Raw genomic sequence first — 12,821 nt, 5'->3', positions numbered from 1 at the left:
TTAATCATTTAGTTCATATTCAATAACAGTCTTACTATACCAACTAGAACTTTCAAGAACACTTAACCAAGATAATTGATAATTAACCCTTGCTGATTCAACTTTCCATTGTGATCTTAAAAGATTTGCATTTGATTCTAACAGTTCATATTTAGATAATTGTCCAAGTTCTATTTTAGTTTTAACTAAATCATTTCCTAATTTTGCATTTTTATAGTTTCCTTCAGCTTGATAGAGGAGTTCTCTATTTTGAATATATTTTTGATAAGTTTTTTTTAAGTTTAGATTGAGAGTTTCAATTAAAAGATTAAGTTTAGCTTGTGCAATGTCATATTCTACCTCTAAAGAATCACTTTCTAAGTTATCACTTTTATTGGATCCTACGGATAAATTCATAGAAATACCAGTACTCCATGTATCTGAATTATTTGATATGTTAAAAGATAGTGTAGGTGTTAGCTCTTTTGATGTAAAGTTGTAATTCGCAGATGCAGAATAGGCATTGCCAGGTGAACTATAAAATGGTCTAATACTCATATCAACATCAAAATCATCCAATCTATTTGTTGTTTCTATAAGTTCTGATAACTTAATTTTTTCTATTTTAATTAAATTACTATTTTCTAATAACCAATTATATAAAGTTTTTGAATCAGGTAGTTCTGTAACCTTAATATTTATATTTTCTAACTGTTCTGGCTTCATATTTTGTCCAATAGTGAACATAAGTTCATACATAGATACCCTTTGTTCTAAAATATTTTGATTTAAAGATATCTCGGTATTTTCTTTACGCTCTACAGAACTATATAAATTAAATAATGTAGATGTTCCAGATTCAAAACTATTAGTTAACAATTCTTCATACTCTAATGCAGCTTCTAATTCTAATCTAATTACCTTTTCTTCTGCTTGTAATAACCATAATTTTTTATATAACTCAAAAACTTTTATATATGTTGTAAACTTAATTTCTTCAAGTTTCATTTTTGATAATCTTAAATTATTATTAGCAAAAAGAACTTTCTCTTTTTCCAATTTAGTTAGACCAGTAGAAATGTTTGTAGAAATCGTTCCTGTAATCTCTGCATCATCTATAAATGTACTATCTTCAGGATTTATCAATTTAATAGATGGAGTAAGATTAATTATTAAATCATCAGGATTTTTTATTTCTATTAGTTCTTTTTCTAACTTAGTAATCTCTAGTACACTATTTTTAATTTCAAATGTATTATTTACATTTTTTAAAACAGTTTCAAAATCTAAAGCATTGATTTCTAATAAAGAAAAAAATATTAGAATATATAACAACTTTTTCATATTTAACCTCTTTTATTATTGTTAGTTATATTAAATATAAACACAATGATATTTTTATTTTTATATATATAGCTTTTTATATATGGTCGTAAAATTTATTACTACTCTTAAAGTATTTAGTTAAATATGAAACTGGAAAGAAAACCCTAATTAAACTAACTTCTGTTTCTACCTCGACCTTTAGGGTTGGGTTGATTTTGATAACCTCTTTTATTTTCATCTAAGTACCCTGTACCAGGTTCATCAAGTGTACAATCCTCTGGAGCTACAACATTTCGCCCTTGTCGTTCAGTTTCATCTCTTCCATACCCATTTGCTGATACAACAAAAATAGTTCCTACTAATAATACTAATACAATAATTCCTTGCTTCATGAAATTCTCCTCAATAAAATAATATGATTTAAATATAGATCCTAATTATGAAGGAATTATGAAGTTAATGTAGAATATATAAGAATTCATATAATATAAAATAACAGTTCAAAGTAGTTGTTATTTTTTATATCCCATATTAAAAAAAAATTTAACAGTACCTGTTACGCCTCTCTATAATGCGGACCAGAACGGGTCTTTCTTCAGGATAGTAAGCTGATAAAATAAAAGGATTTGATTCCACCGTATCTTTATTATTTATAGTGAGGTATTAATGATCTTGTCCCCACTTAGACATCAAACCAACTCCACTAGGAAGGAAATTTAAAGATATTTTATCCAGTAAAGAACATGAAGTAATAGACAGGATAATAACCATAAAAGTTATAACTTTTAATTTTTTTCATAAGATCTCCAATATTTTAATAATTATTTTTAGATTATTTGGTGAATATCAAAATTACATAATCATTATTTGTACATTTATTACGTACTACTTGTGAATTGTCAAGTAAGCATAGTAACGATGTAATCAAGATATTTTCAAAATAACTACTTAAAAGAATTGAAGATGATATTGATGATTTGAGTTCCAGACTTTAGTATAAACTCTTAATCCCGGAACCTTTACAGTTATTCTATAGAAATATACAATAAGCATATGAATACACAAGAATTATTTAAAGAAGCGTTAAATATGCCTCCAAAAGAGAAAGCTCTTTTGATAGATGGATTACTAACTAGTCTTGATAAACCAGATTTAAGTTTAGACTCTATTTGGGAAACAGAAATTGAAAAAAGAGTAGCGGCATATAAAAGTGGAAAACTGAAAACAGTTCCGTATACAGGATTTAAATTAAGTTAATGACGATAGAATTTTTAGAGATCGCTTATGATGAATATAAAGATGCTATAGAATACTATGATCTAATGGAAACGGGGTTGGGAAACAGATTTAAGGAAGAGGTTGATTTATCTCTAGAGAGGGTTATCTAATACCCAGAAGCCTGGAAAAAGGAAACTGAATCAACTCATAGAATTTTATTAAAAACATTTCCATACAAAGTTGTATATTTTCTTGATGATAATAAAATAATCATTGCAGCAATTGCTAATACACATAGAAAACCATTCTATTGGCTTGATAGACTTACATAAAAAATAGGGTTCACCATAAAGATGAACCCTATAAGTTTATACCACTTTTCTATCAGTATCACTTTGCATGTTTAGAACTGGTTTAAATTCTACATGCTCTGCAACAATAACTATTCTTGAATCAGGTTCAATGGCATTAACATTTAATTTTTCCTGTTTTAACCTTCCAACAACTCTTACTTCTCGATCCTTAGTCAGATGTTTCAAGCAGTAATGTGAAAGCTTCTCAAAGGTTACAATATTGGCTACATTAGATGAATAAATGTTAGATTATAATAAAATTATGAATATCAATTTTAAGATTCTAGGATATATAAAATTAATTTAACTTCTATTTAAATAACTTTAGCAGTAGTATAATATTAGTAAGAGGGTTACATGACTGAGCTACATATTATAAAAGATACACTACTAAAAAAGAAAAAAAGATTATTAAATTCAGGAATTAGTGAAATTGGTATCTTTGGATCTTATGTAAGAGGAGAACAAAAAATAAATAGTGATGTTGATATTCTAATAGATTTATCAAGACCAACACAATTAGATTTATTTGATCTTATAACTCTTGAGCAGGAACTTTCTGAAGATCTTGATACTAAAGTAGATCTTGTTCTAAAATCAACATTAAAACCTATAATAGAGGATTCTATTCTATCTGAGGTTCAGTACCTGTGAAAAAGGATTTTAACGTATATCTTAAAGATATAATTAATTCTATGCAGTATACTCAGGAATTCACTAAAGGATTATCTATAGAAGATTTTAAATCTGATGATAAAACTCAATTTGCAGTTATTAGATGCTTAGAAATAATTGGTGAAGCATCAAAGCGAATCCCAGATGATTTTAGAGAATCTAATAGCTCTATTCCATGGAAAGCTATGGCTGGAATAAGGGATAGATTAATTCATGGGTATGATGTCGTAGATTATGAAATAATATGGACGACTGTTACTAGAACAATTCCAAAGTTAATTACTTCAATATGTGAATTAGTTTAATATCTTCTCAATTTCAGATAATAATATTCCTGTAGTGAAACGTATTTAGTAATTTACTCTTTTTAGTTTTGCTTTTTGCAGAGTTATACTAATAAGTTTATGTCATCATGGATTTATATTAGTATTTAAGGTTATTTATAAGTTTGATAGTCATAGTAGGGACTTTTTTTATTATAGAGGTTATCGCTTCTATTTTTATTTGAAAGCTGTATGCATGTCTAACAAAATGTCTAAATGCAAGAAATCCTTTTAAATCATTAAATACAGCTTCAGGAATAATATTGTTTTCAAGAGATGTATTTAATAGGTTTGTATGCCAGTTAGAACCGTCTAGTTTTAGATTTCTATCTTTTACTATTCTTTCAAGTACTTTCTCTATCCCGTTGTAAATGGATACTAGAGTCATTGCTGCAGCTCTTACCTCTATTTCATCTAGGGATAAATTTGTCTGAAGTTTTTTATTTAGAAGTTCTAATACATCAAGTTCTTTGTTGATACTTGCAAATTCAGCATCTATTAACTTATGTAATTTCATAGATAGAGTCTTTCTAGTTGTTTATCTTTAATTAGCCTATCACCAAATTCTTCTTGAAGGTTCAGATCAACTAAATCAAATGGGTGATTAACTTTCATAAGAAGTTCTCCATAGACTTGGAAAAAATCTTCAGGTTTTATACCTCTAACAGCAATATCAATATCAGACTTATCATTTGCTTCATTTCTTGCTATAGATCCAAACAGGTATATTTCTTCTATTCCTATTGAGTTTAAATAACCGACAGCATTGTGTAGGTCTTTTTGGAAGTTAATTGGAGTTTCATCAAGTCTCATATCACTATAATATATATAAAACTGTAGATTATCAATTGATAAAATTTAGCATTAAACTAATCACCAGGTCTATTTATTGGGAAATGGGAGTAAAAAACTAAACCCTATTCATGGTAATGATCTTGCGAGAGCCTGTATTGATTCAATAGAAAATCCACCAAAGAACTCTCTATAGGTGGCCCTGAAATTCTAACCCAAAAAGAAATTGGAGAATTAGCATTAAAGGCATGTAATAAAAAAACTAAAATTGTATTTATTCCTGACTTTATCAGAATAATAATTATTATTACGTTAAGAACTTTTACTTCATCCAAATTTTATGGACCTATAGAATTTTTTCTAACAGCAATGGGTTATGATAATATAGGAGAAGTTTATGGTGATCATTATTTAAAAGTTTTCTTTGAAAAAGAAAGTAAAATAGAATCGTAAGTTATCTCTAAGATAACATATATTTGAACCTGTCCGGATGAGTTAGACCTTAAAAGTAGTTATGTTTCATTAAGAAACACAAATTACGAGAGTCTGGAATTGTATAGATAGGTATATTGGGTTCATAAATAAGAGGTGAAGAGACTTCTGAGAGCGATGTTGATATTTTAATAGAGTTAGCTAAGGAGTTAAATACTCCAGTAGACCTAGTTCTGAAATCCACACTAAAACCAGTTATTGATAAGTCAATATTATCAGAGGTTCAGTATTTGTTAATAAAGATTATATAGTTTATCTTAATGATATATTACACTCTATGTAATAAACACAGGACTTTATCAAAGACTTATCCATTAATGATTTTAAAACTGATGATAAAACTCAATTTACAGTCCTTAAAAATACCAGAACAAATGTAATGTTAAAAAAAACAAAGGATGTTGGGACATTGGAGATAGAAGTAATTTAATAGAGGAGATTTTGGGCGTTACCTGGGAACCCAGGTCGGGCTTCTTCAGGCTACGCTTCGTTTCGAACCTTCGGTTTGGCTAAAGCCACCTTACGTATCCCTAACGCTAGGTGTAAAGCTTCGCTTTATTGTTATTAAAATATATAATAAGATATTTCATGAGCTATGATTTCCCACAATATGGTAACTTAAATATAAGTTCTCTCTCATCAATATTTAATAATACTAGTGCAAGTTATAAGTATATTTTTTTCTTATCCATTTTGAATCTTATACATGAAAATCCCAATAAGAGAGAGTTCTCATATATTGATATTGAAGTGGAAATGATCTATTTAGGCTGGTTCCCTCATACCTATTATAAATTATCATTTGGTCTGAATGATAAGTTAGGTAATACTATAGACCTAATAGGTGATATTGATATAAAAAATAGCACTAATAGAGATATAAAGAGTTACATTAAGTCTAAAATAGATCCATTAAAATCTACTTTGTTAGATATGGTTCCTTATAGACTCTTATCTGTTTTTGTAAATAACAAAGATATAAATAAAACCAGTAATAAAGAGGTTATTAACTGGGCAAATAGTCTGAAAGATAGCCCTTCATCCCTCTACTATTTTAAACAGTCTAAGGAGAGTAAAAAAGAGAACTCAATAATTCTTAGTGAACCATGGCTTCGATATATAAAAGATAACTTTAAGATAATTAAGGATTATGCAACATATAATTTTTTAGGTTATATGGAGAAGCGGAATCCTAATGTGTTAAATCTCTCGACAAAACTCTTTCCTCCTTCTAATGAGAGTCGAAACCTAACATAATCAAAAAACTTCTGGTTATCTCTAGTTGATCATAGTAGTGTTCGATGCATTTACAGTGGAGATAGGTTAAATAAAAATAATATCTCCATAGATCACTATTTACCCTGGTCTTTTACTGCACATAACAGGGAGTGGAACTTAATTCCAACATCTAAAGAGGTTAACTCTTCTAAAAGTAACAAGCTTCCTGATAGAAGATATTACAGCCAGTTCTTAAAAATACAACATATAGCACTTAATGAATACCATGAAATAAATAAGGGTGATAAATATATAGAGAACTACCATATCGATCTAAATATAGCCAAGAGCAACCTTACTTTAGATAATCTAGAAGCAAAATATAATAGAATATATAAACCTTTATTTTCTATGGCTAAAAACCAGGGATTTGAAACAGGATGGGTCTACAATGGATAATAAAAGTATAACGTACAATAAATTAGTTAGGGACAGAATCCCCGAGATTATAATTGAAGCTGGTAAAAATCCAATTGCAAGAATATTAACTGATAATGAGTATAATAAAGAACTTACTAACAAACTCCAGGAAGAGTTAAATGAGTACAAAGAGGTAAATGATATAGAGGAGTTAGCAGACTTACAGGAAGTAATAAACTCCATACTAGACTACAGAAATATATCAAAAGAAAAGTTTTACAAAATAGTTAACACTAAAAGAGAACAAAGAGGATCATTTAAGGATAAGATATTTTTAGAGAGGGTTGAAGGGTAATTGATCACATTTACTTAATATCTGTTTAGTGATAAATAATATTATTAATATATTTAACCTTTATCAACGTTTTCCCCGAACCAACCTTTCGCACAACCTAAGTAAAATTCAATTATCAGTACAAAAAGGTGGCAAAATGACAAACATATTATTAATAGTTTTAATTGTAGTGGTTATAACAAATATAATACTCACCCTTACAAGAAAGGTTAATATCGATGTTAAACCTCAACTAAGGGATTTAGAGGATCAGATTACTAAGTTCGATACCTTATTAGATAAAACTAACAAAGATATTAAAGAGGATTTTAGAACTAACAGAGAAGAGATTAACGATCAGGCTAAAAAAAGTAGGGAGGAGCAAGCATCAACCTTAAACTCTTTTAAAGAGTCACAATCTAAAACAATTACTTCGTTTCAAGATGAGTTTAAAATTAATACAAAAGAGTGAGGTAATTTGCTGGAGAAAAACTTCACATTACTTAACAATCAGAATAGCCTAGCTAATAAAGATTCTGAACTAAGATTAAAAGAGATTAAAGAGTCTGTTGAGAAGCACCTTAATCTACTAAGAGAAGATATCAGTAAACAGATTAACGAGATGAGAAAAACTGTAGACGAGAAGCTGCAAACTACATTAGAGAAAAGGATAGGTGAGTCTTTTAAACAGGTTAGTGAGAGGCTTGAACTTGTACACAAGGGTCTAGGTGAGATGCAGACTATAGCAACTGGTGTAGGGGACTTAAAGAAGGTTCTATCCAATGTTAAAACCCGTGGTGTTTTAGGTGAGTATCAGCTAGGTAACATATTAGAAGAGATTCTCTCTCCCCAGCAGTACTCCCAAAATGTAGCAACTAAAAAGGGTAGTCAGGCAAATGTAGAGTACGCTTTAATGAGGTCTTGATGCCTATAGACTCTAAATTCCCAATAGAGAACTATGAGAGGTTATTAAGCGCATATGATGATGGTGATAGTGTTACTGTAGAGTTATCTAGAAAGGCTCTAATAAAATCTATAGAGAGTTTTGCTAAAGATATATCAACTAAGTATCTAGATCCTCCCCACACCACAGACTTTGCCATTATGTTTCTACCTGTAGAGGGACTCTATGCAGAGGTTTTAAGGGAGCCAGGTATAGTTGAAACCTTGCAAAACAAGTACAAAATAACTGTTACAGGTCCAACTACCCTATCTGCACTATTAAATAGTCTAAACATGGGATTTAGAACCCTAGCAGTTCAAAAAAAGAGTAGTGAGGTATGGAAGGTACTAGAAGCTGTTAAAACAGAGTTTGTTAAGTTTGAAGAGTACCTAGATAAGGTACATAAACATATGAGCACTGCAGCAAACTCAATAGATACCCTTAAAAACACTAAAGGATGTTGGGACATTGGATATAGAAGATGAGGGGACTGGTATGTTAGAGGAGGGGGGTGATTAGGGGTAGGTTTAGTAATTTTAGATAGTGTTTTTGGGGGATTCTGGCATGCCAGACCGGGCTGCTACGGGCTACGCTTCGCTTCGAACCTGCGGTTTTGCTTCGCAACCCTGCGTATCCCTAATCCAAGGCAATGTGCATACATCTGAGCTGGCGCTTTATTGTTTTTGAAGGAGGATCAGCACAAGTGTATGAACTATAGATCATAGTGATATTTGACGTGTTTATTGTTTTGGTTATATTTAGGACATTTATCGTGATATTTAACACACAGCTTAACAACTATTAAGTAGTTCAATAAAAAGATCTTATAATTTATCTTTTTAGGATTTATTAGGGAATCAACCTTTCGCACTAGAAGACTATTTTTATATATAGTTATTTGTTTATCTAATGCTATATTTTATGATAATATCATATGGTTTATTAGATTTAAACAGTATCAATTAATTAAAGGAATCAAATATATGTCAAGTAATACACAGAGAGCTGAGTTACAAGCTCAAATATGGAAAATAGCAAACGATGTTCGGGGATCTGTAGATGGTTGGGATTTTAAACAGTTTGTTTTAGGAACACTATTCTACAGGTTTATTAGTGAGAATTTCATAAACTATATAGAAGCTGGTGATGATAGTGTAAATTATGCAAGTCTACCTGATTCAGTAATCACACCTGAAATTAAAGATGATGCAATAAAAACCAAGGGTTACTTTATATACCCTAGTCAACTTTTTACAAATATAGCTAAGAGTGCAAACACTAACGAGAACTTAAATAGCGATTTAAAAGAGATCTTCACAGCAATAGAGAGTTCTGCAAATGGTTATCCTTCAGAAGTTGATATTAAAGGGTTGTTTGCTGACTTTGATACAACAAGTAATAGGCTTGGTAATACAGTTAAAGATAAAAACCTCAGTTTAGCTGCTGTTATTAAAGGGGTTGAAGGTCTAAGTTTTGGAGACTTTGAAGATAATCATATTGATCTATTTGGTGATGCCTATGAGTTTCTAATCTCAAACTATGCAGCTAATGCCGGAAAGTCCGGTGGAGAGTTCTTTACACCCCAACATGTTTCAAAACTAATTGCCCAGCTTGCAATGCACAAGCAAGATAGTGTAAATAAGATATATGATCCTGCAGCCGGTTCAGGTTCTCTACTTCTTCAAGCTAAAAAACACTTTGATTCCCATATTATAGAAGATGGATTTTTTGGTCAGGAGATAAATCATACTACCTACAATCTTGCTAGAATGAATATGTTCTTACACAATATTAACTACGATAAGTTTAATATTGCCCTCGGTAATACACTCTTAGAACCCCATCACGGAGATGATAAACCTTTCGATGCCATAGTTTCTAACCCTCCTTATTCTGTTAAATGGATTGGTACAGATGATCCGACTCTAATTAATGATGAACGGTTTGCTCCTGCTGGTGTGTTAGCTCCTAAATCAAAGGCAGACTTTGCCTTTGTTCTTCATGCTTTAAGCTACCTGTCCAGTAAAGGGCGAGCAGCAATAGTTTGTTTCCCTGGAATTTTCTACCGTGGTGGAGCAGAACAGAAGATTAGAAAATACTTAATTGATAATAACTTTGTAGAGACTGTAATATCCCTAGCACCAAACCTTTTCTATGGTACTTCTATAGCAGTAAACATATTAGTACTATCAAAGCATAAAACAGAAAACAAAACCCAGTTTATAGATGCAAGTGGAGAAGAATTCTTTAAGAAAGAGACTAATAACAATGTACTAACTGATGATCATATCAAAGGGATCATGACGATCTTTGACAATAAAGAGAACAAAGATTATGTCGCAGTTTCTATAGATAATAGTAAAATAGAAGAAAATGATTACAACCTATCTGTATCATCCTATGTTGAAGCAAAGGACACTAGAGAAGTAATTGATATCACTGAGCTAAACAGAGAGATATCTGAAACTGTTACCAAAATAGACTCTCTACGAACATCAATTGACTCAATTATCCAGGAGATTGAAAATGCCTAGTCATAATTACATGGAAAAGTTATTAGAAGGGGTTGATGTTGAATGGAAGAAACTTAAGGATTTTGCTTCATTCTCTCAAGGGATTCAAGTTGATATCTCAAGCCAATTTCTGGGGAAAAAAGATGGTTTTGTTCGTTTTCTACGTATTGTAGATTTTGTAAATGATAATGAACCACCACGTTATATTGAAAACCCTGGGCAAAGATATATAAAGAATGAAGGTGAATTAGTAATGATTCGTTATGGAGCAAGAGCTGCAGGAAAAGTTTTTATTTGTAACAATGGTGCAATTGCAAATAATATGTTTAAAATTACCTTGAAATCAGAAAAAATAACTAATAAATATTTGTACACATACTTATCTCAGTCTAAAATATACAAAAGTTTAAACTCTAAAGGTGGGGCTTCTACTATGCCTGCTATTACTTTCGGACAAATTGGAGCTGTTGAAATCCCCATCCCTCCCTTAAAAGTCCAAGAAGAGATTGTTCGTATCCTGGACACCTTTACAGAGCTTACTACAGAACTTACTACAGAACTTACTAACCGAAAAAAACAATATACCTATTATCGTGATAAATTACTTACATTTAATGATGATGAAGTTGAGTGGAAAACTTTAGGGGAGGTTACGATACCAACTAAAAACATAAAATGGTCTGAGATTAATAGTTATCATAAGTATATTGACTTATCATCAGTATGTCGTGAGACAAATTCTATATTAGAGGTAACTGAAATCAATTCAGAAAATGCACCTAGTAGAGCAAAGAAGTTAGTTTTAAAAGACGATGTAATATTTGCTACAACTAGACCTACCCAACAAAGACTTTGTTTGATTAGTGATAATTTTGCTGGTGATGTTGCTAGTACTGGATATTGCGTTCTAAGAGCTAATAAAGAATTTGTTCTACCTAAATGGATATTCTATTTCATTACAACTTCAGATTTTAAGAACTATGTTGAAGAAAACCAAAGTGGTTCAGCATATCCTGCTATTTCTGACTCTAAAGTTAAAGAGTTTAAAATTCCTATACCATCTCTAGTAGCCCAAGAAAAAATAGTATCCATCCTAGATAAATTTGATACACTTACTACATCTATTAGTGAAGGTTTACCTAAGGAGATAGAGTTAAGAAAGAAGCAGTATGAGTATTATCGTGATCTGTTGCTTAGTTTTCCTAAGGTGGAGAGTGTTTGATGGAGAATAAGTTCTTTAGTGATCTTTTAGTTGATATAAGAACTCTAATAGACAGGGGTAAGGCTGATGTTATTGCTTCTGTTAATAGTGCTATATCTATTACCTATTGGCATGTAGGTAAACGGATTAATCAGGATATACTTAAAGGGGAGAGGGCTGAGTATGGTAAACAAGTTGTTTCACAATTATCAAAGGAGCTTGTTACCATTCATGGAAAAAGTTTTGAAGTAAGGAATTTACGAAGAATGATGCAGTTTGCAGAAGTCTTCCCGGATGTTGAAATTGTCGTTCCATTGGCACGACAATTAAGCTGGTCCCACTTTCTCACATTAATTCCTCTAAAATCTCCAGAAGCACAGATGTTTTATGCCCAGGCAGCCAGTGAGTCCCACTGGAGTAAACGTGAACTAAGAAATCAGATTGAACGGAAAGCATTCGAGCGATCAGAAATTGCAGATACACAGAATGAACTAACAAAAGATAGTGGTTTCTCAGGAAGTTTTAAAGACCCGTATATTCTTGATTTCCTTGGACTTCAGGAAGGTTATTTGGAGAACGAACTGGAGAATGCACTAATTAAAGAGTTGGAACTCTTTATTTTAGAACTTGGTAACGGTTTTACATTTGTTGAGCGTCAAAAACGAATGATAATTGATGGAGAGGATTTCTATCTGGATCTTCTTTTCTATCATCGAAAACTAAAACGATTGGTTGCTGTAGAGTTAAAAATTGGTCATTTTAAAGCAGCCTATAAAGGACAGATGGAACTCTATCTAAATTGGTTAAATAAGTACGATAGACAAGAGGGAGAGGAAGCCCCAATTGGTCTTATACTATGTGCTGATGCGGGCTCTGAACAAGTAGAACTATTAAATATGCAAAAAGATAATATTATGGTTGCTAAATATTGGACAAACCTTCCTCCAAAAGAGATCTTAGAAGAGAAACTGCATAATGCTCTAATTGAAGTACGACAACGCCTTGAAGAGAGAAAATATTTAAAATAAGGAATT

Annotated in this window: 18 protein-coding genes; 13 read left to right on the top strand and 5 right to left on the bottom strand. The window is 31.1% G+C overall.

Going from position 1 to position 12,821, the window contains the following annotated elements:
• On the bottom strand, positions 1-1,323 hold the full coding sequence (locus tag EW093_RS01265; protein WP_149566646.1) for a TolC family protein: 1,323 nt from the start codon (positions 1,321-1,323) through the stop codon (positions 1-3).
• 155 nt (positions 1,324-1,478) lie between these two features.
• Entirely contained in the window at positions 1,479-1,697 is a 219-nt protein-coding gene (locus EW093_RS01260) for a hypothetical protein (protein WP_149566645.1), read from the bottom strand.
• A gap of 661 nt (positions 1,698-2,358) precedes the next feature.
• Between EW093_RS01260 and EW093_RS01255 the strand changes: the two genes are divergently transcribed.
• Both EW093_RS01255 and EW093_RS17780 read left to right on the top strand, forming a co-directional pair.
• On the top strand, positions 2,359-2,562 hold the full coding sequence (locus tag EW093_RS01255) for an addiction module protein (protein WP_149566644.1): 204 nt from the start codon (positions 2,359-2,361) through the stop codon (positions 2,560-2,562).
• Positions 2,562-2,693, top strand: coding sequence for a hypothetical protein (locus EW093_RS17780; protein ID WP_281283461.1), 132 nt, complete (start codon positions 2,562-2,564; stop codon positions 2,691-2,693). The genes EW093_RS01255 and EW093_RS17780 overlap by 1 nt, the downstream gene beginning before the upstream one ends.
• A 198-nt stretch (positions 2,694-2,891) precedes the next feature.
• Here EW093_RS17780 and EW093_RS01250 read toward each other — a convergent pair whose 3' ends face one another.
• Positions 2,892-3,062: a hypothetical protein gene (locus EW093_RS01250; RefSeq protein ID WP_246745058.1), complete on the bottom strand. Its 171-nt coding sequence runs from the start codon at positions 3,060-3,062 to the stop codon at positions 2,892-2,894.
• Between the two features lie 171 nt (positions 3,063-3,233).
• Between EW093_RS01250 and EW093_RS01245 the strand changes: the two genes are divergently transcribed.
• Complete coding sequence (locus tag EW093_RS01245; RefSeq protein ID WP_149566642.1) at positions 3,234-3,530, top strand: nucleotidyltransferase family protein; 297 nt, start codon at positions 3,234-3,236, stop codon at positions 3,528-3,530.
• Between the two features lie 41 nt (positions 3,531-3,571).
• On the top strand, positions 3,572-3,856 hold the full coding sequence (locus EW093_RS01240; protein ID WP_149566641.1) for a HepT-like ribonuclease domain-containing protein: 285 nt from the start codon (positions 3,572-3,574) through the stop codon (positions 3,854-3,856).
• A 118-nt stretch (positions 3,857-3,974) separates the two neighbouring features.
• On the opposite strand, the gene EW093_RS01235 is transcribed toward EW093_RS01240, so the two are convergent.
• Positions 3,975-4,391, bottom strand: coding sequence for a ribonuclease toxin HepT-like protein (locus EW093_RS01235; protein WP_149566640.1), 417 nt, complete (start codon positions 4,389-4,391; stop codon positions 3,975-3,977).
• Positions 4,388-4,687: a nucleotidyltransferase family protein gene (locus tag EW093_RS01230; protein WP_149566639.1), complete on the bottom strand. Its 300-nt coding sequence runs from the start codon at positions 4,685-4,687 to the stop codon at positions 4,388-4,390. The genes EW093_RS01235 and EW093_RS01230 overlap by 4 nt, the downstream gene beginning before the upstream one ends.
• 1,059 nt (positions 4,688-5,746) lie before the next feature.
• Here EW093_RS01230 and EW093_RS01220 point away from each other — a divergent pair.
• The 9 genes from EW093_RS01220 to EW093_RS01185 all read left to right on the top strand — a co-directional run bounded on the left by EW093_RS01220 (position 5,747) and on the right by EW093_RS01185 (position 12,815).
• Entirely contained in the window at positions 5,747-6,415 is a 669-nt protein-coding gene (locus EW093_RS01220; protein WP_149566638.1) for a hypothetical protein, read from the top strand.
• Positions 6,416-6,463: 48 nt separating this feature from the next.
• On the top strand, positions 6,464-6,835 hold the full coding sequence (locus EW093_RS18000; protein ID WP_149569551.1) for an HNH endonuclease domain-containing protein: 372 nt from the start codon (positions 6,464-6,466) through the stop codon (positions 6,833-6,835).
• Positions 6,828-7,151: a nucleoside triphosphate pyrophosphohydrolase gene (locus tag EW093_RS01210; RefSeq protein WP_149566637.1), complete on the top strand. Its 324-nt coding sequence runs from the start codon at positions 6,828-6,830 to the stop codon at positions 7,149-7,151. Before EW093_RS18000 ends, EW093_RS01210 begins: the two co-directional genes overlap by 8 nt.
• A gap of 136 nt (positions 7,152-7,287) precedes the next feature.
• Complete coding sequence (locus tag EW093_RS01205; RefSeq protein WP_149566636.1) at positions 7,288-7,602, top strand: hypothetical protein; 315 nt, start codon at positions 7,288-7,290, stop codon at positions 7,600-7,602.
• Between the two features lie 6 nt (positions 7,603-7,608).
• Positions 7,609-8,055, top strand: a complete 447-nt coding sequence (gene rmuC / locus EW093_RS17775) for a DNA recombination protein RmuC (RefSeq protein ID WP_223111631.1) — start codon at positions 7,609-7,611, stop codon at positions 8,053-8,055.
• A complete protein-coding gene (locus EW093_RS17770; protein ID WP_223111630.1) occupies positions 8,055-8,558 on the top strand; it encodes a DNA recombination protein RmuC in 504 nt (167 codons plus the stop codon). The genes rmuC and EW093_RS17770 overlap by 1 nt, the downstream gene beginning before the upstream one ends.
• 498 nt (positions 8,559-9,056) lie before the next feature.
• Positions 9,057-10,607 carry a type I restriction-modification system subunit M gene (locus tag EW093_RS01195; protein WP_149566635.1) on the top strand — a complete coding sequence of 517 codons (1,551 nt, stop codon included), beginning with the start codon at positions 9,057-9,059 and terminating at the stop codon, positions 10,605-10,607.
• Positions 10,600-11,808, top strand: coding sequence for a restriction endonuclease subunit S (locus tag EW093_RS01190; RefSeq protein WP_149566634.1), 1,209 nt, complete (start codon positions 10,600-10,602; stop codon positions 11,806-11,808). The genes EW093_RS01195 and EW093_RS01190 overlap by 8 nt, the downstream gene beginning before the upstream one ends.
• Positions 11,808-12,815 (top strand): PDDEXK nuclease domain-containing protein, encoded by a 1,008-nt coding sequence (locus tag EW093_RS01185; RefSeq protein ID WP_149566633.1) that lies wholly within the window; start codon positions 11,808-11,810, stop codon positions 12,813-12,815. Before EW093_RS01190 ends, EW093_RS01185 begins: the two co-directional genes overlap by 1 nt.
• The last annotated feature ends 6 nt before the right edge of the window (positions 12,816-12,821 follow it).

Origin of the sequence: Thiospirochaeta perfilievii, assembly GCF_008329945.1 — a bacterium.
In the GTDB taxonomy this organism is placed as follows: Bacteria; Spirochaetota; Spirochaetia; order DSM-2461; family DSM-2461; genus Thiospirochaeta; species Thiospirochaeta perfilievii.
This window is presented reverse-complemented; position numbering and strand designations above follow the sequence as displayed.